The following is a 24,743-nucleotide window of genomic DNA, read 5'->3' on the forward strand; positions in this document are numbered from 1 at the left end:
GGGGTTAAATCAAACATCGGCGGAAAATTTATTCGCTATCTTTCCAAAGAATATGACAAAAAGGCGCATCTTTATCTCGGCTAATTAAAATTTTGGCAAACAGAATATCTTGATTATCAAATTCAAGTCCTACTAAGACTTGCACAAACAGCTCAGGTTCAATTTCTAATGCAACAAAATCGTGCCATTGACTATCCGGTTCACCTTCTTCAATAAAACCGAGCTCTTCGCGGTGCTCGTTAAAGTCAGCAATATCTTGCTCGCTTAAGTTGTCAGGTGCCAATTCTAAAAATATATCATACGCCTGATGTGTTACTTCTTCTTCACTGTATAAGCGTGGACCAGCCATGACCAAAACCCTCTGATATTTGAATTAAGCTATGATAACAAACCTCTTTTGAGTTTTACCAAAAAAAAAGCCAGGTTACCCTGACTTTTTTTATTTTCACTGATTAGGCTATGAAGATGCCTGCCCTTTTATTTTTTCACGCATCCCTTGCACAAGGGTATAAAATAGTGGCACCAACAATGTACCAAATATCGTAGCAGCTAACATACCAAACAGCACTGTTACACCCAGTGATATTCGACTTCCAGCGCCTGCGCCGCTTGCAAATACCAAAGGTAATACGCCAAGCACAAACGAGAGGGCTGTCATTAACACCGCTCTAAAACGCATTTTAGCCGCATTTAATGCTGCTTCGAGGATCCCTTTACCCGCTGAGCGTTCTTCCATAGCAAACTCAACGATCAGAATCGCAGTTTTAGTTGATAGGCCAATTAACAACACAAGGCCTACTTGTGCATAAATATTATTTTCCATACCAATTATATACAACGCAAGCATTGCACCAAATAACGCCAGTGGTACGGCGGCAATGACCGAAAATGGAATCGTCCAACTTTCGTATTGTGCGACTAAGAATAAGTAAACAAAAACAACCGCTAAACCAAATAGAATCGGTGCAACATTACCGGCTTCTATTTCTTGTTTAGATTGCCCTGCCCATTCATAAACATAACCCGTTGGCAACTGCTCAGCTAATTCTTGCATGACTTTTATCGCATCACCACTTGAGTAACCTGCTGCAGGTTGTCCGCTAATACTCGCACTGCGATACAAGTTAAAGTGCGTTAAGCTGGTTGGGCCAAGGATTGGCTCAAGCTTAGCAAGTGTAGTAAGCGGCACCATCGCACCTTCATCATTACGCACATAGTAGTATTGTAAGTCTGCTGGATTTTGACGAAAACGACTTTCCGCCTGCATGATCACTCTGTATGTGCGGCTAAATTGATTAAAGTCATTAATATACAATGATCCTAATTGTGCCTGTAAAGTTAAGAAAATATCGCTAAGGGCCACGCCTTGAGCCTTGGCCTTATTACGGTCAACCTCTAAAAAGTATTGCGGTACATTTGCTCTGAATGTGCTGTAAACATTAGAAAGCTCCGGACGCTGATTTGCCTCATAAATAAGTCCATTTAATACCTGAGCAAGCTCAGCAGGCTCACGCCCTTCACTATCTTGTAACCTAAACTCAAAACCTGCACTAGTACCTAGACCTGGAATTGATGGCGGATTAAATGCCATTATCTGCGCATCTGGCATCGCCCAAAATTGCCCCATTAAACGAGTCAACACAGCTCGTAAGCCGAGCTCAGAACTAGTTCGCTCTTCCCAGTCCTTCAAAATCACAATGCCTAATGCATTATTTGAACCTGCCCCCCCTAGCAACGAAAACCCAGAGACAGCAATAAAATCAGTCGCTGCGGGCTCATTTTTTACAATATCCCCTAATTTATGCATCACTTCTTGAGTACGATTACTTGCTGCTGCATCTGGCAACTGCACATCAACAAACAAAAAGCCCTGATCTTCTGCGGGTACAAACCCTGTGGGAACCGTTTTTACAAGCCACCCTGCGGCAGCAAAAATTACCACAGCGAAAAGTGCCATTCGCGCAGAACGCTTTAAGATAAAATTAATTACTTTGCTATATCCGCTGGTTGAGCGTGTGATCACATTTTCAAAAGGAGCTAGCCATTTTATTGGCTGCATGGCTTTTTCATTTAATAGCAAAGCACACAGCGCAGGACTTAAAGTAAGTGCATTAACAGATGAAATAAGTACAGCGAATGAAATCGTTACGGAGAATTGCTTATAAAGCTCTCCGGTGATCCCTGGCATAAATCCAACAGGCACAAATACCGCTAATAACACAAGGGTGGTTGCAACAATGGGGCCTGATACCTGCTCCATTGCTTTGGTAACGGCTTCTTTTATCGGTAGTTTTTCTTCTTTTAGGATCCGCTCAACATTTTCGATAACGATAATCGCATCATCAACCACAATCCCGATGGCCAGCACCAAACCAAATAGCGTAATTAGGTTGATGGAATAACCCATCATCATCATAAATGCGAAGGTACCCACCAAAGACACCGGAATCGCAACGGTAGGAATCAGTGTTGCGCGCCAATTTTGTAAAAACAAAAACACCACTAAAATAACCAAACCAACGGCTTGTACAAGTGTTATTACTACTTCTTCAATAGAACGATTAATAAATTCAGTCGTATCATAGGGAATTGAGTACTCAATACCATCAGGTAGCTGCTTTGCTAGTTCCTCCATACGCGCTTTAACATCGGTGGCAACTTGTGTCGCATTCGCCTCAGTTAGCTGATAAATAACAATAAACGCAGTATCTTGCTGGTTTAATTTGGCGGTCGTACTGTAACTTGCAGCACCCATTTCAATGCGCGCGATATCATTTAAACGCACAAAATTACCATCTTTATTTGCGCGAATAATGGTTTGACCAAACTCTTCTGGTGTCTTTAAACGCCCCTTCGCCTGAATTGAGTATTCAAATTGCTGGCTAGGCCCTGTTGGTGCCGCCCCCAACTTACCCGCAGCCACTATGGTGTTTTGCTCTTGTAGCGCAGCCTGTACTTCCGCCACCGTCAACTCTAAAGAAGCCATTCTATCTGGGCGCAGCCATAATCGCATCGAGTACGTCTGCTCCCCCATCACCTCCGCTGAGGCCACACCATTGATACGCCCTAAAGGCTCAGTTAAATAATTTGTCGCGTAGTTACTTAGAAAAATAGCATCAATATTATCTTTGCTTGAATACAGGTTAATACCTAAAAGCATTGAGCTTGATTTTTTCTTTACTGACACTCCTTGACGTTTCACCTCTTCAGGCAAGCCTGACTCAGCCAGTGCAACGCGGTTTTGCACATTGACCTGTGCTATGTCCGTATCAGTGCCAACCTTGAAGTAAACAGTTATGTTGGCCGTGCCGTTATTAGATGAAGTTGACTCGATATACATCATATCTTCAACACCATTAACCTGCTCTTCTATGGGCCTAATAACAGACTCTTCGACTATTTGCGCACTTGCACCAGGGTAACTGGCCGTGATTTGTACTTGTGGCGGGGTAATTTGCGGGTACATATTAACCGGCAATAAAGCCATCGATATTAAGCCCGCAATCGTAATAACAATAGATATAACCAGTGCAAACTTAGGGCGAGATATAAATGTTTTACTAATCATCTCATACTCCTAAGAGTTTGCTTTATTAGAAATAGTGCCTGTTGTGGCATCTACTTTCTTTTCCACAGCCTTAACTTCTGCACCTTGCCGTACTTTTTGCAGGCCTTCAATAATCACCTTTTCCCCAGCTTCAAGACCTGATTCAACCACCCACATGGCATTAATGCGGCGGCCAAGTTCAACAATACGCATAGCGACTTTGTTATCATCACCAACAACCAGTACAAATTTACCCTGTTGATTTTCTTGTACGGCGACTTGTGGGATCAGTGCAAGTTCTTTTTTATTGGTACTCTCTACGATTAAAGTGACAAATAACCCTGGCATCACAATACCATCGGGGTTATCAAATGAGGCTCTAAGTTCAACCGTACCAGTATTACGGTTAATTTTAGTATCAGCAAAATCTAATACCCCCTTTGCAGGAAAGGTCGAATTATTGGGTAAGCGTAGTGTTAAATCTATTGGTACATCTCGCGGGTCGCGACCTGACGGTGTCTGGTGCTGTTGACGATAACTAATGTAGTCTGCTTCTTCTACCTGAAAACTCACATAGATAGGGTTAACATCAGTCAGCTCTGCAAGTTCATTTGATGATGGCCCCACAATATTGCCAACATCATAATTTACTTTGCCAATGCGCCCACTGAATGGCGCTTTAATTTCGGTATAGCTTAAATTTAACTTCGCTTTTTCAAGCTCTGCTTCTGCCGCTTTAACCGCCGCAGTTGCTTGCTCAAAATTGGTCGTTAATTTGTCGAGGTCAGATTGTGAAATAAACCCTTGTGACGCAACATCTTTGCCGCGCTTTAAATCTCGCTCAGCTGCACTGGCCGCTGCGATACGGCTTTTTAAATCAGCTTCAACTTCAGTGACCGTTGAACGATACTCTGAAGGGTCAATACGAAGTAATAACTGATCTTTTTCAACAGACGAACCTTCGTCAAAGTGACGCTCAATAAGCTCGCCTTCAACTCGCGCTCTAATTTTAACCTCTTGAAATGCCTCGGTTCGTGCTACAAATTCACGGTAGTTACCGACCTCTTGTGTATTCACATTGTATACAGAGACAGCAGGGGGGGGTGTTGCTTGCTGCTGAGACTTGTCATCTGAACAACCTGTAAGTACCACACTTAATGCCAATGCATATACTGTTGTTGTTATAGATTCAGTTGATAGCTTTTGCATGCGTTGTGTATTGCGCATCAGCATATTTTTACTCCTTGTAGCGCGACTTAAAGCTAAGTCTAGTCGTGTCATGGGATTTTGCGAAAATTTGCAGCAGTATCTTATTAATCGCAAAACCGAACTAGCTGTAAACCAGCCTCTTTGTTTTAAAAATATACATCAATTTGTAACCAAATATATGACGAAGTTACTCTTTTTTAATAAATTACCTAATTCTTTGTCACACATCAGCATTTCTTTACATACATGTGATTAGTTCGTAAGCTCTAGCAAACAGGTCAGAGGAGTTACCATGATAAAACTAGAAATAAAACAACAGGTCGCTTGGGTTAGCCTTGCCCGTCCCGAAAAACAAAATGCACTCAGTTTTGCTATGTTTGTGGAGCTTTCAAACGTGATCAAAAAAATTAAAAACGATCGCAGTTTGCGTGCTGTGGTTATCTCTGGCGAAGGCGAGCACTTTTGCTCTGGACTTGATGTTGCTGCGGTAATGAAAAAGCCGAGCAATATCATCAAACTATTATTCAAATGGTTACCAGGAAACCAAAACCTCGCGCAAAAAGTGGTGTTAGGTTGGCAAGACTTAAGTATTCCAGTGATAGCTAAAATTACCGGGCATTGCTTTGGCGGCGGTATGCAAATCGCGCTCGGGGCTGACTATCGTATTGTCGATAAAAACGCAAAGTTAGCAATTATGGAGGCTCGCTGGGGTTTGTGCCCTGATATGGGGGCTAACGTTGTGCTTGCTGGCTTAATGAAACGTGACCAGGCACTTTGGCTGGCAAGCCATGCAGGGCCTGTTTCGGCTGCAGACGCTAAAGAATATGGCTTGGTTACGCAACTCACTGACGATGTTGATAAACAAACCGATGCTGTACTTGAAACATTGATGGCGCGCTCGCCGGATACCCTAGCAGCAATTAAACGCATTACTCAGCAAAGCTATCGCTCACAGCAACGTAAAATTCTTGCTAAAGAAACCTGGAGCCAAATTCGCTTACTAATGAATCCGAATACCAAAAAGGCGATTGCGAAAGCCAAAGGCGCTGAAGATATTCAATTTAATAATGCTAAATCATGGTAAGCTAAAGTCGCATAGTACAGCAGACAAGGGTATGATGTAGTTGTACTTTATTCGCAATTATCCTGACTCATGAAATACCTAATCAGTAGCGCCATTATTCTTGCTTGTTTAGCCGTTGCTAAGTATTTAACGGCTTTGTTTGATAGCAGTTTTCCAGCTCCATTACTCGGTATGGTCTTGTTACTCGTATTACTTTTAACAGGTATAGTTAAAGAGCACCATTTAAAGCCCACAGCCAGCCCTGTACTCAATTATATGCCATTATTTTTTATCCCTGCGGGGGTCGGGATTATTGAACACTTAGGTTTAATCGCTGAGCACTGGCCTTTATTACTGACTATCTTTATTGTTGTGCCACTGACAAGCGTTATATTGATCGGCTCTGTTATCGCCTACTTTAAGGGGCGTGAAAATGACAGCTAGCTTTTGGTGGTTAAGCGTTCCATTAGTTATTGCTCTTTTCCTAGCGCTGCGTTTTTTAAACGCTAAAACACACCATGCTATTGCAAAAGCACTCACCAACCCTGTCTGCTGGGCAATTGTGCTAATTGCGGCATGTTTAATGATATTCAAACTCCCCTACGCGCCATTCGCTGAGCACACTAAAGTGCTAAGTTGGTTACTTGAACCCGCGATTGTGGCTTTAGCGCTACCGCTTTATCAGCAATTTATACATGTTAAAAAGAATCTACTGTTAATTCTGATAAGTTGCAGTTTAGGGGTAATCAATGCCACGCTGGTTGCGTCGATTATTTGCGCTTTGTTTGCCGCGCCTGCAGAACTTAGTGCATCCTTGGCTAGCTTGTCAGTAACCACTCCTATCACTTTACTGGTCACCAATGCACTTGGCGGTATTCCTTCTTTAGCAGCGGCAATGGTGATTTTTATTGGGGTACTTGGGGCGATTTTCGGTAATTTAATTTTCTCGCTAATAAATATACAAAATGCACAAGCTAAAGGTGTCGCAATTGGCACTGCTTGTCATGCTATTGGCACTGCTTCTCTGATAACAGAGCAACCGAAGGCAGGCGCTTTTGCATCTGTAGCTATGGCATTGAGTGCGCTATTAAGCGCTTTAATCGTCCCCTTACTCTACCCCGCCATTCAACATCTGATATAGTAATGACCAGCAGTAAACCTTGTTAGGAAAAGCCATGATTGACGCAGAATTACAACAAGTGGAAAAATACTATAACCTGATCACCGAATATTTAGTGACCTACAGCATGCAAATAGTGGGTGCGATCTTAATTTTGGTATTTGGCTTGTGGATTTCACAAAAAGTATCAAATATGGTGGCAGCCTTAATGCAACGCCACAATATAGATATCACCCTCACAAACTTTATCAGCAATGTTATCAAAGTCTTGCTGATCATCATGTTTCTTATTATTGCACTGGGTAAAATAGGCATCAGTGTGACTCCCTTTGTGGCTGCAATAGGTGCCGCTTCATTAGGTGCAGGTTTAGCACTACAAGGAATGCTTTCAAATTATGGTGCAGGGCTTGCGATTATTGCAACGCGGCCTTTTGTAGTAGGTGATACAATTGAAGTAAAAGGGGTGAGCGGGCAAGTTAAAACGATTGAGCTCGGCTACACTATTTTGATCAACGAAGAAAAAGTCGAAATCACCATTCCTAACAAACATATTGTTGGTGAAATTCTGCATAACTCGTTCAGCTATTCACTCGTAAAAGGCGAAATTGATATAGCTTATGATGCAAATGCTGACTTGGCTATTGAGCTGATCGAGACCGTTTTAAACGATCATGAACTGGTTGCCGATACACCACACTCACAAGTCGGTATTGAGCGATTTGCCGAAAGTGGTGTCACCTTAAGCTATCGCTTTTGGGTGCCAACCACCAAAATTATTGAGACCAAATTAGCAGTGAACCGCAATGTATTTAAGGCAATCCAAGGGGCGGATATCGAAATACCCTTCCCACAACGGATTGTTACCCTCAATCAAACTAATGATAAAGGCGCTTAAGGCGCCTTTTTCACAGCTCGTCGACAGAGATTGTGTTTGTTCAAAAGATTGTAGTACAATTTAAATGATAACAATTACTATCATCAATTAAGGTCGGGCTATTTTTACCATGAGTAAACGTCTTTGGTTCCAACTACACGGTTGGTTTTCGCTCCCAGTATGGGTGCTATTTTGCTTTATCTGTGTCACAGGCACTGTATCTGTAATAAGCCATGAGCTTACTTGGCTCTCTAACAGTGAAGCACGCGCAAACAACCCAAATGACTTACCAACTCTTGGGGTTGATCAAGTTATCAATAGCGTAGAAAAAGCTTACCCAACCGCCGATGTAATGAGTGTGCTCACCTATGAGCCTTACTTGGTTAATGCAGTTATTTTCACAGATACCGACAAACCTTACGCAGTGGCTTACGTCAATCAATACACAGGTGAAGTACAAGCGGTTAATGACAGTATTTCTTTCATCGAATTTATGCGTACCCTACACGGCTGGTTATTCTTTCCTTGGCAAGAAGGCTACAGCATAGGTTACTACTTAGTCAGCGCCATGGCGTTTGTCATTTTAGGTGCATTGATTACAGGCTTAGTGATTTATAAAAACTTTTGGCGCGCATTTAGTCAGCCAAAGCTACGTTTTAACCAAGGTAAAAAAACCTTCCTTAAAGACTTACATACCCTTAGTGGCGTTTGGTCAATTTGGTTTATGGCAATAATGGCACTCACAGGCCTGTGGTATTTAGTGCAAGCCATCATGTGGCATAACGAAATAGACATAGAAGAGCATGCACCTTTGGTGGCGGTGTCAACTTTACCTGCGAATAAACAAACACCGCCTACTGACTTAAAAGCGGCACTGGCAATTACCAAAGAGAAATACCCTGATTTCAAACCTAGCTATGTGATGCTACCAGAGCATAACCGTGGCATGTTTAACATCATGGGCAGTGGCGATACTATTTTCTACGATAATTACGCTTACTCAACGTCAATCAATCCTTGGACTGGTGAAATTGCAGCAAGTAAGAGCCCTGAGACTATGTCGGGACTACAAACCCTGTCGCATATTACTGATCCACTTCACTACGGTAATATTGGCGGCCTGTGGACAAAGATTATTTGGTTTATCTTTGGTTTGATTTTAAGTGGTATGTCGATCACTGGCTTTATGATGTATGCCGCTAAATTAGTTAATAATAAACCAGTAAAAGCGCGCCAAGCTGCACCAGTAAATAACGTTCAGGAGGCAAACTAATGGCTCGTTTACAAGCGACTTGGTGGCAACGTAAAAAGTATATTTTGCATGCTGTGATACTGGCTTTGCCTGTGTGGTTTATTTATCAATCATTGAACCCTCAGTTTCCTGCACTTTGGCAAGAGCAACAAGCAGGCGAATTTAAAATCGCGCCAATGCCACTGAATGAAGATGCACCTTACTCACACCACAATGAATATGTTAAAGATTTCTTTATTGCTTTTAATCAAGGTGACATAAGCAATGTTCGTCAGGCATATTTAAATATTGGTCAATCACCTTTACCGCTGACAGAATTTGCAAAAGATGAAGAAGGCATAATGCATGGCACCAATCACGGTCAGCATGCCCACGCGATAGCTCCTAAAACCATCTCAGCAGATGATAAACTGTGGATCACCATACAAACTTGGCAAGGCCAACTGCATACCCTCAAATGGGATATCCCCAGCCAGTTTATTACTCAATAATATCTGAAAGGCCACTCACTCAGTGGCTTTTTTGTATCTCTGAAAAAATCTTTATCTCCTCCAAAACAATCAAAAGTAAAATTTTTGTTAATTATTTTCACTCAACATCTTTACAAAAGTAATAATATAATAAAGTATTATAAATAGTTTTCATTAACATCAATGCATTCAATTGATGTTGATCAGAACTCATCCAAGGAGCTAAACACACAAGGAAAGCTCAATAACAATGATTTGGAGACACAATGATACTTTCAAAAAAAGCGCTTGCTGCGCTCAGCTTTGCAACAACACTGGTACTTCCCAGTGCCTACGCGATTGATAATGGTGTATACACGATTAAATCAAAGTACAGCGCTAAGTTTGTAGAAGTCGCTAGCGCGCAAACCAATGATGGTGCGAATGTTAGTCAGTGGGCTGACACTAATCACGACACCCAGCGCTGGTTAATCACCAACATAGGTGGCAGCAACTATTCGGTTATTAACTTAAACAGTGGTAAGGCACTCGAGGTGTTTGATTTCTCAACTGCCGATGGCGGTAATGTGGTGCAGTATGAATATGCAAACATTGCTAGCCAACACTGGCAAATTAATGATGAAGGCAGCGGTTATGTCAGCTTTATTAACTTAAACAGTGGTAAGGCTCTCGACTTATATGGGTTCGATGGTAACGATGGCGCGAACATTAGTCAGTGGAGCTACAACGGCAGCGATGCACAGCAATGGCAACTCACCAAACTTGCCAATGTTGAATCCACTCCCTTTGATCCCTCCACCACCAATGGTGCTGCTGATCATTGGCCACTCACTGGCAATTTAGTTACCCACGATCCAACTATTGGCTATGAGAATGGCACTTGGGGGATATTTCAAACAGGCCCAGGCATTTACGGTAAATACTCAAGCAATGGCGTTGATTGGAATGATGCGCTGCCAATTTTTTCAAATGGTTTAAGTTGGTGGAGTAACTATGTGCCTGATCATGACGGAATTGATGTCTGGGCGCCTGAATTAAAAAGCTACAATGGTCGCAGCTGGCTGTATTATGCTATTTCAACCTTCGGATCTCGTGTCAGTGCTATTGGTCTTACCTCAGCAAGCAGTGTTGCCACAGGCAATTGGCGTGACGATGGCTTAGTGATCAACACCACCAATAGCAATAATTACAATGCCATCGACCCAGATCTGGTGGTGGCAAAAGATGGTGCGCCTTGGCTCGCATTTGGCTCGTGGAATACGGGTATTAAATTGACCCGTATTAACCCAATGACAATGAAACCATTTGGTCAAATCTACTCATTAGCAAGTCGCTCAGGTGGTATCGAAGCGCCTACCATAGTGTATCGCCAAGGCTACTACTATTTGTTTGTTTCGGTAGGCAAATGCTGTGATGGCACGAATAGTACATACCGCATTGCATATGGTCGCTCAACCGATATTCGCGGTCCGTACCTTGATAAAAATGGTAATAACATGTTAGCGGGTGGTGGTAGCATTCTTGATGCTGGGAATAACCAATGGGTGGGTCCTGGTGGACAAGATATTCTAAATACCGATGTGATTGTTCGTCATGCCTATGATGCAGGTGATAATGGCACACCCAAATTGCTCATCAGCACCCTAAATTGGGATGCTAATGGCTGGCCTAAATACTAGTTCTCCCCACTAAGCGCGTGAAAACGCGCTTTTTAAAATCGCTCTAAAATACTGCGAATAAACTCAGAATTTAATATTTGTGTCATCACGCCACTGCACCATATATACGCACGATGCAAAGGGTAGCCTTTAAAAATCCAACGTTTACGCACATGATTAAAGTCATGTAAATAATCAGCCTTCGCTTGTGGTAATGAGTCACCGGCCAATTTTTGCCACGCTTTATAAACCCCACTCATATCAGCACCACGCATAAAACGCTGTAACCAACGCGGAAAGCGTGAAAAACGAATCGCCGACTGAAAATCAATAATATAAGGCTTACCCTCTTTTGAGCAAATCACATTACCCAGATTACGTAAATCAAGATGTACTACACCACGACGATGCATTTTCGCTACCGTACGTTCGAAGTCTTTGAAAAAATTAGCTGGCAAATGTTCTTGCTGTTGAGCAAGCTGCCTAAGTGGTGTGCCCTCAATGAAGTCATAAGCAATAGCAATTGGCGATAATCGGCAAAAATTATCTACCACCCCATCGACATCTTGTAGCCGTGCAAGTCCCTTGTACTCTTGATTAATAAAAAGCGGCGCAATGGTTTTTCTTATCCACCAAGGACTATGCTGAAAGTCTTTGATAATAAGATCAAATTGCGTGTCTTTGTAACGATAAACAATGGCATTAGCGAACCGACCGGTATGAACAATAGACAAGCTTTCATGGCTAAATTGATGAGCTGGGAATTGGGCTCGAAGCTGCGCGAGCAAAGATGATTCGAACATAGCAACCTGTCACTTGTTAAAATTAAATGCCTAGGCAACTATATTATCAAAACGCGTCAGCGGCGACAATGTACCGCTTAGAGAAATTTATGCTTTTAAATTATGAATTGCTCTAAACAACAAGCTGGCGAGTTGGTTTTGCTCTAGTTCAGAGAAGCCAACGAGCGCTTTTCGATAGATCTCATTAACTGCGGGTAAAATTTCAGGGTAAAGCTGTTGGCCTTTCTCTGTAAGACATAAAAGAGTTGAACGCCTATCTTCAACTGACTGTTTCTTAGCGACTAACCCTTTATCTTCTAGGCGAGTGATTAAACGACTCATGGCCCCACGGTCATATACCATGTGCTCACATAGCTCAGCTAAGGTGTTTACTTTACCTCGTGCAAGTAATACCACCACAATATATTGAGCTGATGTTAGCTCTTTATCCTCAAGAGCGTTATCAAGATGCGTAACTAAGTTAGAGCGTAAATAAGACACTAAACGCCCTAAGTCTTGGACAGGGTCTAAATCTTCAGCGCGGCACTGTCCAATTGATGCAGATTCTTTCATATTTTCTCAACAAAGATTAATAGCTATTCATTGACAGTTAATACCTAAAATAATTCAATCTTAGTCATAATTGGTGTAGCGTGAGTCAGGTATTTAAACTTCGGGGGTAGTATGCTCAGTAAACAGCACATTATAAAGTATTTAGGTCTTTTTGTACTCTTGTTACTGTGCTGGTTAGAGCAGTTCCAACATTATATCATGAGTTTTATCGATAGCGCTTTAGTGCAGTCAACCGTGGTGTATGCCTCGTCTCGTACAGTTAACGCCGCTATTTCGTTATTACAATCTGCCGAAGTGGGCATTGGCATTGCGAGTATTCAGCCAGCACAACTACTTGACCCTGTTAATGATCTGGCTGAATACATGTCGGATGCTATGCGCCTTGCAATAGGTTCACTATTTTTACAGCGAATTTTATACACGATCTCATCTGGTGTGATTTTTAATAGCGTATTTACTATTTCAGTCATTGCTTACCTTTTTTGTGAATGGCGCAATATCTATCCAAATCTTCGCCACAAACTTCTAGCAAGCCTTATTTTAATTCGCTTTCTCGTTCCCGCTATCGTTCTAAGCACAGGACTTATCAGCCAAGTTTTTTTAGATGAACAAATTAACTCACAAAGCCAACTGGTCAGTGAAAAAGTTGATACTGTCAGCGCTAATGCTACACAAACTTCAGCATTATCAGCACAACTCAAAGCTAAAGTTGATAGTCAAAAGCAAGCCGTGTTCGATAAACTCGATGGCTTGAATCAACAACAGATAACAAACCACCAGCAAGCGACTGAGTTAAAACAGCAACTGGCAGAACTGGATTCCCAGATTGACACTATTCAGTCAACACGCAGCCTTTCTGAGCGTTTAACGTTTACTGAACTTGAACAAGCGAAACCGCTGCTCGCTAAAAAGCAGCAAATAACAACTAAGCTACACGCTTTATCCGCTCAACAAGGGACACTTAATCAAGAAAAAGATGCGCTAAACCAGCAACTCGTGGAAATAAATGAGCAACTCAACACAAATGATGCGAGTAAAGTGAGTAAAATTATCGACACCGTTACCACAGGGATAGGAAATATGGTTGCGGCCGTTGAAGATCTTTTTATCGACTTTCTTAACCTATTATCATTACTCATTCTCAAGCTATTGCTAATGCCACTCATCTTTTTGTATTTATTCAATAAAGCGTTTAAAGCTATTTGGCATCGCCATTTCATTGATGTATTAATTGAAACAAAAAACCGCGCTATTAATTGATTGTTTTTTAAGCTATGTTGATACTCACAATTATAAAGGAGTTAACAATGAGTAACCAACATAGTAGTCACATTCCTCAAGAAGCATTTGATTGGTACGATGAATACGCCCATGGCTTGATAGACCGTCGTACCTTTATGAAAAAACTAGGCGGCCTAGTTGCACTAGGTTATTCAATGGCTGTTCTCAGTAGTGCCTTGTTGCCAAACTATGCATTAGCTGAACAAGTCTCCTTTAATGATCCTGATATCAAAGCCAGTTATAAAACCTTCAATTCATTCAAAGGTCACGGTGAAGGTAAAGGCTATTTAGTTGAGCCCGCCAACTTATCTGACAAGCATCCTATCGTATTAGTGATCCATGAGAATAGAGGTTTAAACCCTTACATTAAAGATGTTGCACGCCGCCTTGCTAAAGCGGGTTTTATTGCCTTTGCCCCAGATGCATTGCACCCACTTGGCGGTTATCCAGGTAATGACGATGAAGGGCGTGCTATGCAGCGCTCAATGGACAGAGAAAAAATCCAACACGATTTCGTGGCCGCCGCAAAGTACTTAAAAGAACATCCAAACAGTAATGGCAAACTAGGTGCGGTAGGCTTTTGCTTTGGCGGTTATATGGTTAACTACCTCGCAGCTGTTGAGAGCCAACTCATTAATGCTGGCGTCCCCTATTACGGCACCCCTGCTGTTAAAGAGCTTAGAGAAAACATAAAAGCACCATTACTTGTCCACTTAGCTGAATTCGATAAACGCGTGAATGATACTTGGCCAGAATACGAAAGTGACTTAAAAGCCCACCAAGTGCCTTATACTATGCACATGTATGAAAAGGCGAATCATGGTTTTCATAATGATTCCACATCGCGTTATGATGAAAAACAAGCTGAGCTTTCATGGCAACGTACACTTGCATTCTTTAACGAGCAATTGATTTAATCGAGGCAATTTCATACACTCTCGGAAAAATTTGTAGGCTAGTAAAGAGATGGAATCGCAAATCAGTTACCGCTTTGACTCACAGCAAACCGCTAATCGGTTTTTAAACAAGCTTAAACACTGGTCAGTGGCTAAAGTCACCGCAAGTCTTTGCCAAGGTGGTTTCGGCGTAAAAATACGCTATGCAGTCGATAATAGTAGCTTTGATTACACCCTTGCTGAGCTTGATGATTTAGCGATGCAGCATGAAGGCGAAGAAATCTAGTTATTAAGTAGAAAAACGGCTAACCAAGGTTAGCCATTTCGTTATTAAAGCTTTACTTATAAAACTGTATTTATAAATCAAAGCTACGCGAGATAGACGCAACAATGCGCTCGTCTGCGGTATCCCAATCCAGGCTGGTATTTTCACCGGCAAGCTCAAAGTCAAAACCTGCAAAGCTTGTTTGATAAGCAATACGATAGTGGTTATATGACTTATCACTGCCATCCCATGTGTACTTATCACCATCCAGTGAATTTGAAATATCAAAGCTGGCACGGATTGCGTGGTTTGGTGCAATTTCAAAGGTATGCGCTAACATAGAAATAACATGCCCTGCGCCAGAACCAAAGTAGTCCCAGCTATACCAAAAGTTAAGCTCCGTTTGTCCTAAGCTACTGGCATAACCAAATTTAGTATAAACCTCAGGGTAATTACCATCGCTTGAATGACCTTCACCATGATATGAATAGTAAGCAATACCATAATCAACACTAAGAGCACTATTTAGTTCAACATAGTTACCGAAATACGCATCCCATTCAATATCTGTCCCCTCACCAAAATCTACATTTGAGGCCCACGTACCCACATACATACCAGAGTCTGCAAACGCATAGTCTAGACTACCTTGAATAGCAGGATCATTTTGCGTTTGGCTCACACCATTAAAAGTGTAATCTGATGCCAGAGTAACTGTAGTCGATAAATCAGCCATCGCTGATGTCGATAGTAGTGCCAGTGGCAACACTGTTGCGAGTAGTGTTTGTCTTGTTGTCATGTTGGTTTCCCCTTAGCTAACTGTTTCTATTTTTGTGTAATCTAATTTGTTGTCTTTTGGTGAGCCCTCGATGTTTTTCACCGTTTTTAACTTGCTGTAGCCAATAAATACTGCGCAGCCGAAAAATAACGCAATCACTAGCGCACCAACCCATTGGATCTGTAAAAAGTCGAACTTAAACAACAGAGTCAATAGTGAAAGCGCCACCACATTTAGGGCAATATAATTAAACTTACCAAAACGTCTCACCGTTAAGTTTAGGTTATCTGTGTATAAACGGATCAAAGAATCTAGTGAATTGATCACAAACACCACACCGACAAACACCATAGCGATGTTTTTCAAACCTGCTGTAGCAATACCCGCTTCATGATATTGATATAAAACGCTAAACCAAATTGCGATTGGAATAGATGGGAAAATCAACATAGCCGCCAGTACTTGGTAAGTCTTTAAGCCCCCCACAAAACGCGAGGTAAATTGACCAATCATAATACTCCAAGCAAACCACCAAAATAGATAAAAGGCATGGTAATCATTCAGCGGTAATACAAATTCATCAATATTACCAAAATAACCACCAATCAGCGCAAGGTTATCAACAAATGCTGATGTTTGTGCATCAGAGCCAACAAAGGCACCAAACCACATAAAGGCGATTAAGGCGATAAACAACCACGTAGTAGAGATACTTAAAAAGCGCACATATTTAATGTCTGTGCTCGAATACACAGCAAAACAAATCGCTGCAAACACCATTAAGTAGAATGTCGGAATAATTGACTCACCATCACCAAGTGACGGTAAATACCAAGGTAAATTCGACAGCAGTAAAAATGCAGTAAATGCGCATGTACCAATAATAACAATGTTATTAATTAGTTTTACCCAAGCAATTTCAAAGAACTTTACTTTGGGTTCTATTACACAGAAATAAAAGCACGTAAGGAAATAAAATCCCCAGATCAAGAAGCCCCAATAACCAAACTCAATGGCTAATGGATTGGCAAACGCATACTCTGGGCTTGCTTTTATGTCTGCATAACCTGCAAACTCTGTCAGTGGAAACATAATCAAGCCAACATCTAGGCCCGATGTAAATAAAATTGCAATGAACGTAAACGTTCTAACCGGTGTGACGCCAACACACCTTACCCTACCCCATTTAAATAAAATAACCGCAATTGCTAACAGGGTAAAAATGATGCCAGCACTAAGCCAAAAGGTCATAGTTACCCCCCCAAAATAAGTAGTAATACTTCATTGTTTCTCCAGTTTTATTCCTCGCATTAACGCATCACAAACAACTCGTGATGCGCGCCACTGCAAGCCCCACAGCCGATACTGCGGGTGGCCTTATTAGATCTCCGAACTACGCTGCGTTGATTGCCATTGTTTTTCCATAGCAACATCTGCAGTTGATGCCGATAACACAGACTTACCTAAAATGTGGTCAGCCGCTTTTTCTGCCACCATAATAGTTGGCGCATTTAAATTACCGTTTGGAACGGTTGGGAAGATAGATGAATCCACCACCCGTAACCCCTCAATACCGTGTACTTGAGTTTGCGAGTTAACCACGGCCATCTCGTCTTCACCCATCTTGCACGAACAAGACGGATGGTAAGCACTCTCAACCGCTTGACGAACAAAGGCATCGATTTCTTCATCGCTTTGAACATCTTTACCTGGTTGAATTTCACCATCGCGATACTCATCAAACGCACTTTGTTCAATAATCTCACGAGTTAAGCGAACGCAAGCTCTAAAGCCTTCAATATCATCTTGATGCTGTAAGTAGTTAAATTGGATCTTAGGCGCAACCAGTGGATCCGCCGACTTAATTGTCACGGCACCACGGCTTTTCGGTTTGTTATGCCCAACATGCACTTGGAAACCATGGCCATCAAAGGCACTTTTACCGTCATAACGAATTGCTGCTGGTAAAAAGTGATACTGAATATCAGGCCATTCAACGCCCGGTTTTGAGCGAATAAATGCACATGATTCAAAGTGATTCGTTGCCCCTAAACCTGAGCGGTTTAATAACCAACGCGCACCAATGAGTCCTTTTGAAACAAGACCTAACTTGCCGTTTAAAGTAATGGGTTGCTTACATTTATATTGGAAATAAAATTCCAAGTGATCTTGTAAGTTTTGGCCAACACCTGGTAAGTGATGTTTAGCCTCAACACCCGCTTCACTCAGAATGTCTTTATCACCAATACCTGATAATTGCAGAATATGCGGTGACCCAATTGGGCCCGCACTTAAAATAACGTCTTTTGCTGCAAATGCTTGCTGCTTAGAACCAGATACTGAATACTCTACACCTACGGCTTTTTTGCCTTCTAACAATACTTTTTCAGCTAAAGCACCAGTGACTAGCGTTAAGTTTTTACGTGACTTAACTGGGTCTAGATACTCACGGCTAGCAGAGCTTCTTACGCCATCTTTAACAGTCATATGCATTGGCCCAAAGCCTTCTTGCTGGGCTGCATTGTAGTCATCAGTCTGCGCATAACCTGCTTGTTGGCCCGCTTTGATAAAGGCTTTATAAAGCGGGTTAGCCATTTCATTACCGTTATTAACCCCTAATGGGCCATTATCGCCACGGTAGTTGTTACCACCTAAATAGAATGATTCAGCACGTTTAAAATACGGTAAGCATGCTTGATAGTCCCAACCATTAGCACCGTGTTGCTGCCACTCATCAAAATCTTTGGCATGACCACGTACATACACCATGCCGTTAATCGATGATGAGCCACCTAATACCTTGCCTCGTGGGCAGTGCATTTGACGGTTATCTAAATATGGCTCTGGCTCGGTATGAAATTGCCATGCATATTTGTCGGTATTCATTGGGATTGATAGCGCAGTAGGCATCTTTATAAAAATGCTTTTATCGCTACCGCCCGTTTCAAGTAATAACACCTTATTGGAAGGGTCTGCTGATAGTCGGTTTGCCAACACGCAGCCTGCTGAGCCAGCACCGACTATGATGTAATCATAGTTCTGTGTACTCATTAAAATGGACTCTCTATATTGCTCATACCCACATAAATCGATTTAGTTTGGGTATAGTGATCTAAAGTTTCGATACCGTTTTCACGGCCGATACCTGATTGCTTATAACCACCTACTGGCATTTCTGCAGGTGAATTACCATAGCTATTTATCCAACAAATACCGGCTTGTAATTGGTGGATCACGCGGTGTGCACGCTGAATATCTTTCGTAAACACGCCTGCGGCCAAACCAAGGTGCGTATCGTTTGCACGCTGAATAACGTCATCTTCATCATCAAACACCAACACGCTCATCACTGGGCCAAAGATCTCTTCTTTCACTATGGTCATGTCATCTTTACAGTCGACAAAAACGGTCGGCTCAACAAAGTAGCCATTTGGTGCAGATGCAGGTGACAGTGCCTTACCGCCTGTTAGTAAGGTTGCGCCTTCTTGAATGCCTTTATCAATATAACCAAGTACAAGCTCTTGGTGCTTTTTAGAGATAAGCGCCCCTAAATTCACCTCAGGATCCATTGGGTCGCCAGCAATAATATTTTGCTCAGTGCGTGTTTTCAGCTCATCAATAAACTGCTGATAAACATTTTTGTGCACATAAATGCGCGTACAATTAGTGCAGATTTCGCCTTGCGTATAAAAATTACCTAGCATTGCCGCACTAACAGCTTGTGATACATCGGCATCATCAAACACCAATAATGGTGACTTACCGCCAAGCTCCATGGTCACATCTTTCAGTGAGCCGGCAGCACTTGCCATTACTTTTTTGCCTGTGCCCACTTCACCAGTGAACGACACTTTTTCAATATTTGGGTTTGCTGTTAACCATTGCCCTACTTCAGCAGCACCCTGCACGACATTGAATACACCAGCAGGTACACCCGCTTCGATAAAAATCTCTGCGAGTTTAATTGCACCAAGGGGTGTTTCTTCTGAAGGTTTAAAAATAACCGCATTACCCGCAGCCAGTGCTGGGCCTGATTTCCAACAAGCAATTTGCAGTGGGTAGTTCCATGCACCAATACCTGCACAAATACCTAAAGGCTCTTTACGTGTGTAGTAAAAGTCATTGCCAACCATTTGTTGCTGACCCACTTGCGCAGGAGCAAGACCAGCAAAGTACTCAATTACATCGGCGCCTGTTTCAACATCGACACACTCAGCTTCTTGCCAAGGCTTACCCGTATCAAGTACTTCTACTTTTGCCAGTTCATCATTACGTTCGCGTAAGATTGCCACGGCTTTTAATAAAATACGGCTACGCTCAATTGGCGTCATGGCAGACCACGCTGCAAAGCCTTGTTTTGCGCTTTCGATTGCCGCGTTTTGAATAAACTCATCAGCGATTTCAACGTGATAAATCACTTCATCCGTTGCAGGATTCGTTACTGCAAAGGTGTCGCCAGTTTGATTTTTTAAAAAATGGCCATTAATAAAATTTTCGTAAACAGGTGTGGTCATTTTAGGCTCCGTACTGTTTTATCAGTGAACGAATGTAGTCTTTGGCTAATCGCTCACAATGTTCGAATTGATCTTGGTCTGACTTACTTAATACGGCTCTTAGCCATAAACCATCGATCATGGCTGCACTTAGCTCAGCAGCTAGGTTAGCATCGCTATCGCTCATTAACTGTTTGAATGAGCTTAATAAGTTACTAAATAAACGTTTACTATTTACGTTTTGTAAGCGATGCAACTGGGCGTCGTGCATTGAATGCGCCCAAAAGCTCAACCAGGTTTTGGTGTTATTGCTTTGCTGCTGAATGCGCGAAAAGTTTGCTTCAACGATAAACATTAATCGTTGCTCTGGACTGGTCTGCGGCGTTACTTGATTCATCAGAGCTTGCTTTAAACTCGTCAATAAATACCGCACAGTGGCTTCAATTAAGCCCTGCTTACCACCAAAATAATGACTGATAATGCCAGACGATAAGCCTGCCTTTTTACTAATGCTATTTATGGTGGTGCCTTGCAAACCAAGCTCTGCAACCGACTCTATTGTGGCGTCAATTAACTGCTGACGACGAACAGGTTCCATTCCAACTTTCGGCATAATTTTTTATTGATTGAACGTTCAATTAAAATAAAGGTTAAGGTAATCATCTTGGCAATTCAAGGTTGACAAATTGTAAACAACAACAAAATGACATAACTCACTTAAGCTAAGCGATTGTTATTAGGTTTATTATTCGAGATATAAAAAAGTTTTAAGTTTTTTCAAAATCAAGATTAAAAAGCATGAATTATGGCTAAATCATGTTAATAACGAGATTTTTATTCTTTTGCGCAGACAAAATGAGATAGCACTTTGTATGTTGCTAACTAAAACTGATTTTGTGAGTCGCAGCTGTGCGAGGGATATGCAAAGTACACTCAAAAAAGCACTCCATCGATGCGCTTTCGCTGTTATTTAACGAAAGCGCAACGACAAAGTACGTGGGTAGATTAAATAATTATGTTCTGGCCTCATTCATTACGGCCATGGTCTTGCTCGATTGCGATGTGTTTAACTGGTCTTTAAAGAACCACGGCGCAAATAAAGTAATAACAAACAGCGTGACTAAGCCACTAATGAGCAGCGATAAACCAACTAAGGCACCTAGGTCGATAAGGGCTTGATGCTGTGAAAATAATAACGCGATAAAACCAATACTAAACACTAAGACATTTGCAATAATTGCGCGACCACTTACTCTCATTGCATTTACCAGCGCATGGTTAATTGTAAAACCATTCTTAATTTCATGCTGAATTCTTAATATATAGTGCACTGAATAATCAACAATCCCCAGTACTAGGAATGAAATAATGGCAGTACCAATATTTAGCTCAATATTTAACAGCGTCATAAGCGCAAAGTAGATCATCACCGTTGATAATAGCGGTAGTGTTCCAGCTAAACCAAGACGTATCGATCTAAACCAAGCCATCATCACAAGTAAAACCGTTAATAATGCAATCGATGCACTGACCGTTTGACTCTTAACCAAGGCATCTAACACCGCGGTCCAAATAATGGGGGAACCCGCGTGGGTAATGGTGACACCCTCTGGTTTATTTGCTTCGATCCACGGTAAGGTATGATCTAAAAATGCTTGATAATCATTAGCCACCGTGGTCCCTAGCGTATAGAGTAATACTGTTTTAGAAAAATCTTCACTCAATACATTCGTTACATCTGAACCGCCACTATTTTCAAACATAAGAATAGACTGCCTAATAATGTCGCTTCCTGAAATGGTGATCTCATAGGGCTCTTGTGTATCTTCATCAATCTCAATAAAGCGTTCAACATCCTCTGGTAGTCGGTTATATTCAGGGTTAAAATCATTAAGCGTGTAGTTTATTCGTCTCACATAACGTGCCAGAGAATAACTATAGTTCACTGTTTCATGCTGATGGATATGCTGCTCTAAACGGTCAATGAAATGACTGATTTCAACCGTTAATGCGCCATTATCTTTGCCGGTATCTACTTCGATCCAACCTGGGCTCGTACCTGCTATATGATTATTTATAAAATCATCTGAGATACGAAAATCACTTTGTTTTGGAAAATAACCAGAACCCATATCGTCAACGCGAACCTTTGACGCTAAAAAGCCAGACCCTATAAATAAGCCAATGAAAATAACTGTAAACATTTTTCTATTTGCCATTACAGGGGTGAGTGCACTGACTAATAATCGACTTATAAAGTACTTCTTACTAACGTCACTACTACTTTGCGCGTGTTGCTGTTTAAAAATGTCTTTTTTCGGAAACAGAGCCAGTAATGCAGGGATTAATAAAAGTGAAATAATTAAGGCTACAAACATACCAAATGAAATGAATAACCCAAAGTTTCTGAGGCTCTCGATACTTGATGAAGTTGACACAATAAACGTTAAACATGTTGTGATAGTAGTTAAAACAACAGGAGAAGCCATGAGTATCATTGCACTGCGAATTGCAACTAAGCGTGATTTAACAATTTTTTTCTGATGGTAGTACTCAGCCATTACATGAATGGCATCAGATAAACAAATCGTGAGCAGAAAAACAGGTAAGATAGCAGTAATCACATCTAATGGTGCGTTTACCACAGCCATCATTCCCATGGTCCATATGGTACACATCACAACATTAATTAACGGGATAATAACCCCTAAAATAGTTTTGAAAAATACAGCTAAAATAATGGTGATCAACAGTAGAACAATGGGTAGCAAGGTCGCAAAATCATGGTCTATTACCTGCTTTTGAGCTGCAAAAAAGACTGGCACACCACTAATGTAAATATCGTCTTTTAACTCTGGGTGAGCAATTTGATAATCTGCAACCAGTTGCTTGAATGCCTCGTAGGCACGCACTTGCCCTGTTGCATCGTCCTCTAAAATACTTAACTCAACAACAATAAGCGCGACTTTGCCATCTGGAGAGATTGGGCCATATTCAATTAACTCATTATCTATGACTGCATTTTTTACAAACTCAATATCTTGATTTCGCTTATTCACCGTTTCCTGTGCGAACATAGTGCCGTATTCGTCTAAAAATACATTTTCAGTCGACGACAATCCTGCCATCTCTCTTACAGGGTCTACTCGCTCGGCAAACACACTTAAGTTGCGCAGCTGTTTAGTTGTTAACTGCCACTCAACTGCGCGATTAAGCAATTCACGCGCAATCAAGCCATCACTTGGGGTCATACCATCTGCAAGAATTTCATCAATACTTGCCACTAACTCGCTATTTTCAGGGTGATCAGCTTTAAGATCTTGAAGCATTTGAGCATCTGTCTCATCAACATAGTTCATTCGCTCTGCGGCACGAGATAAGTCAAAAATAGCGTTAATTGATGCCTGATTAAACACCGTACCTTCGTTATGCAAAGCGATCATGACAGAGTCATATGTTCCGGTAAACTCATCGCGCAAATCAAAAATAGTACTGCGTGCAGGGTGATCTTTAGGTAAAAAGTAAGGGTTGTTGTCCTCACTTAGATTAGCCGAAGCGATAAAAAAATAAACGGTAATAAGCGACAATATCGCCAGTATCGATTTTGGATATTTAAAAACAAAATCTAGGTATTTCTCTAACATTTCAGTGTCCTATTATAACTCAGAGATTTTAGTTAACTCTGCGACATCGCTGTCTTTTATGCCTCTTTTAAGCTTTGATTTTCTAAAAATTGCATCATCAACACCTTGGTTATAAAGGGTTTCATGAAATAGAAAAGTGCTCTTTTTATTCTCTACAAAGTTGCTCATCGTAGATGCGGTGATGGTCCATATGTCTTGTACTTTCTCAACCTTATCGATATCTAACTGCTTAAAAAGAATACCTTTTGCATCATAGTACTGCTGTTTAAGAATTAACTTTCTTTGTTTATCAACCCAGGTAACCAGTTTGTAATAACCAGACTTATTAATCACATCCTGAGACTTCGGCTCGCGCTCGATAACATAGGTTTCAACGCCATCTAGCATGTCAGTTTTTATAACTTTTGAGTCAAAATCTGTTACGCGTAGCTTATCGAGGTCGTAATAAGAATATTCACTGCCCATAAATGCACCGCGTTTGTCAGTGGCAGAAATACGCCTTACTTTTCTAAATGCAGGCAAGTACATCCACTGCTCGTCTTCTTGAGCTGTTCCTTCTTCGAAGCTACGCATCAAAAAGCTAATATCTCTCACATCCGCAGGGGCTTTTATGGCGAGCACCATTACTTCGTCTTTTTCGATATCCTTTTGCAACATGTAAAACTGACGCTGATTAAGTACGCTATCTTCACTTAGAGTGCGAAGCGTCACTGTTGATAAATAGTCCTTGCCATCATTACGATCACGCACTTGTTGTAAAATTTTATCTGCATCTTCAGCATACGTTGCTGCACTAAATACAATACTTATTGAGGCTAAAAAGCATGTTAGTTTCATT

The 24,743-nt window shown here is 41.4% G+C and carries 22 protein-coding genes; 10 read left to right on the top strand and 12 right to left on the bottom strand.

Annotated features, from left to right (window positions below):
• Positions 1-28: 28 nt before the first annotated feature.
• The 3 genes from L3Q70_RS12210 to L3Q70_RS12220 form a co-directional block, all read right to left on the bottom strand.
• Entirely contained in the window at positions 29-349 is a 321-nt protein-coding gene (locus L3Q70_RS12210; protein ID WP_062569648.1) for an HI1450 family dsDNA-mimic protein, read from the bottom strand.
• Between the two features lie 108 nt (positions 350-457).
• Positions 458-3,568, bottom strand: a complete 3,111-nt coding sequence (locus L3Q70_RS12215; protein ID WP_062569647.1) for a multidrug efflux RND transporter permease subunit — start codon at positions 3,566-3,568, stop codon at positions 458-460.
• A 9-nt stretch (positions 3,569-3,577) separates the two neighbouring features.
• Positions 3,578-4,780 (bottom strand): efflux RND transporter periplasmic adaptor subunit, encoded by a 1,203-nt coding sequence (locus L3Q70_RS12220; protein WP_062569646.1) that lies wholly within the window; start codon positions 4,778-4,780, stop codon positions 3,578-3,580.
• 268 nt (positions 4,781-5,048) lie between these two features.
• On the opposite strand from L3Q70_RS12220, the gene L3Q70_RS12225 reads away from it, so the two are divergent.
• The 7 genes from L3Q70_RS12225 to L3Q70_RS20385 all read left to right on the top strand — a co-directional run bounded on the left by L3Q70_RS12225 (position 5,049) and on the right by L3Q70_RS20385 (position 11,214).
• On the top strand, positions 5,049-5,840 hold the full coding sequence (locus L3Q70_RS12225; RefSeq protein ID WP_237114326.1) for a crotonase/enoyl-CoA hydratase family protein: 792 nt from the start codon (positions 5,049-5,051) through the stop codon (positions 5,838-5,840).
• Positions 5,841-5,909: 69 nt separating this feature from the next.
• Positions 5,910-6,263: a CidA/LrgA family protein gene (locus L3Q70_RS12230; RefSeq protein ID WP_193987666.1), complete on the top strand. Its 354-nt coding sequence runs from the start codon at positions 5,910-5,912 to the stop codon at positions 6,261-6,263.
• On the top strand, positions 6,253-6,960 hold the full coding sequence (locus L3Q70_RS12235) for an LrgB family protein (protein WP_237114327.1): 708 nt from the start codon (positions 6,253-6,255) through the stop codon (positions 6,958-6,960). Before L3Q70_RS12230 ends, L3Q70_RS12235 begins: the two co-directional genes overlap by 11 nt.
• 34 nt (positions 6,961-6,994) lie before the next feature.
• Positions 6,995-7,834, top strand: coding sequence for a mechanosensitive ion channel domain-containing protein (locus tag L3Q70_RS12240; protein WP_193987668.1), 840 nt, complete (start codon positions 6,995-6,997; stop codon positions 7,832-7,834).
• Between the two features lie 100 nt (positions 7,835-7,934).
• Positions 7,935-9,086 (top strand): PepSY-associated TM helix domain-containing protein, encoded by a 1,152-nt coding sequence (locus tag L3Q70_RS12245; protein ID WP_237115270.1) that lies wholly within the window; start codon positions 7,935-7,937, stop codon positions 9,084-9,086.
• The gene (locus L3Q70_RS12250; protein WP_193987669.1) at positions 9,086-9,556 is read left to right on the top strand and encodes a hypothetical protein; all 471 of its coding nucleotides are present in this window, start codon (positions 9,086-9,088) and stop codon (positions 9,554-9,556) included. Before L3Q70_RS12245 ends, L3Q70_RS12250 begins: the two co-directional genes overlap by 1 nt.
• A gap of 245 nt (positions 9,557-9,801) precedes the next feature.
• A complete protein-coding gene (locus L3Q70_RS20385) occupies positions 9,802-11,214 on the top strand; it encodes a family 43 glycosylhydrolase (protein ID WP_276574949.1) in 1,413 nt (470 codons plus the stop codon).
• 32 nt (positions 11,215-11,246) lie between these two features.
• On the opposite strand, the gene L3Q70_RS12265 is transcribed toward L3Q70_RS20385, so the two are convergent.
• On the bottom strand, positions 11,247-11,996 hold the full coding sequence (locus tag L3Q70_RS12265; RefSeq protein WP_237114328.1) for an RIO1 family regulatory kinase/ATPase: 750 nt from the start codon (positions 11,994-11,996) through the stop codon (positions 11,247-11,249).
• 87 nt (positions 11,997-12,083) lie between these two features.
• Positions 12,084-12,548 carry a MarR family transcriptional regulator gene (locus tag L3Q70_RS12270; protein ID WP_193987671.1) on the bottom strand — a complete coding sequence of 155 codons (465 nt, stop codon included), beginning with the start codon at positions 12,546-12,548 and terminating at the stop codon, positions 12,084-12,086.
• 111 nt (positions 12,549-12,659) lie between these two features.
• On the opposite strand from L3Q70_RS12270, the gene L3Q70_RS12275 reads away from it, so the two are divergent.
• From L3Q70_RS12275 to L3Q70_RS12285, 3 genes are read left to right on the top strand one after another with little or no spacing between them, the layout of a single operon-like run.
• Entirely contained in the window at positions 12,660-13,808 is a 1,149-nt protein-coding gene (locus tag L3Q70_RS12275; protein ID WP_062569636.1) for a hypothetical protein, read from the top strand.
• A gap of 47 nt (positions 13,809-13,855) precedes the next feature.
• Positions 13,856-14,746 carry a dienelactone hydrolase family protein gene (locus L3Q70_RS12280; protein ID WP_237114329.1) on the top strand — a complete coding sequence of 297 codons (891 nt, stop codon included), beginning with the start codon at positions 13,856-13,858 and terminating at the stop codon, positions 14,744-14,746.
• 49 nt (positions 14,747-14,795) lie between these two features.
• Positions 14,796-15,011: a hypothetical protein gene (locus L3Q70_RS12285; protein WP_193987673.1), complete on the top strand. Its 216-nt coding sequence runs from the start codon at positions 14,796-14,798 to the stop codon at positions 15,009-15,011.
• Positions 15,012-15,081: 70 nt separating this feature from the next.
• Here the strand turns inward: L3Q70_RS12285 and L3Q70_RS12290 are convergent, their stop codons facing one another.
• The 7 genes from L3Q70_RS12290 to L3Q70_RS12320 all read right to left on the bottom strand — a co-directional run bounded on the left by L3Q70_RS12290 (position 15,082) and on the right by L3Q70_RS12320 (position 24,742).
• Entirely contained in the window at positions 15,082-15,789 is a 708-nt protein-coding gene (locus L3Q70_RS12290; protein WP_062569633.1) for a TorF family putative porin, read from the bottom strand.
• 12 nt (positions 15,790-15,801) lie between these two features.
• Entirely contained in the window at positions 15,802-17,019 is a 1,218-nt protein-coding gene (locus L3Q70_RS12295; RefSeq protein ID WP_237114330.1) for a BCCT family transporter, read from the bottom strand.
• A gap of 129 nt (positions 17,020-17,148) precedes the next feature.
• Positions 17,149-18,819, bottom strand: a complete 1,671-nt coding sequence (gene betA / locus L3Q70_RS12300; protein ID WP_237114331.1) for a choline dehydrogenase — start codon at positions 18,817-18,819, stop codon at positions 17,149-17,151.
• Positions 18,819-20,282, bottom strand: a complete 1,464-nt coding sequence (gene betB, locus L3Q70_RS12305; protein WP_062569630.1) for a betaine-aldehyde dehydrogenase — start codon at positions 20,280-20,282, stop codon at positions 18,819-18,821. Before betB ends, betA begins: the two co-directional genes overlap by 1 nt.
• A gap of 1 nt (position 20,283) precedes the next feature.
• Positions 20,284-20,874, bottom strand: coding sequence for a transcriptional regulator BetI (betI, locus tag L3Q70_RS12310; RefSeq protein WP_237114332.1), 591 nt, complete (start codon positions 20,872-20,874; stop codon positions 20,284-20,286).
• Positions 20,875-21,274: 400 nt separating this feature from the next.
• Positions 21,275-23,905 carry an MMPL family transporter gene (locus L3Q70_RS12315; protein ID WP_237114333.1) on the bottom strand — a complete coding sequence of 877 codons (2,631 nt, stop codon included), beginning with the start codon at positions 23,903-23,905 and terminating at the stop codon, positions 21,275-21,277.
• 12 nt (positions 23,906-23,917) lie between these two features.
• Positions 23,918-24,742 carry an outer membrane lipoprotein-sorting protein gene (locus tag L3Q70_RS12320; protein ID WP_237114334.1) on the bottom strand — a complete coding sequence of 275 codons (825 nt, stop codon included), beginning with the start codon at positions 24,740-24,742 and terminating at the stop codon, positions 23,918-23,920.
• Position 24,743 lies beyond the last annotated feature (1 nt).

This window comes from Pseudoalteromonas sp. CF6-2 (genome assembly GCF_021729425.1).
Classification (GTDB): domain Bacteria; phylum Pseudomonadota; class Gammaproteobacteria; order Enterobacterales; family Alteromonadaceae; genus Pseudoalteromonas; species Pseudoalteromonas arabiensis.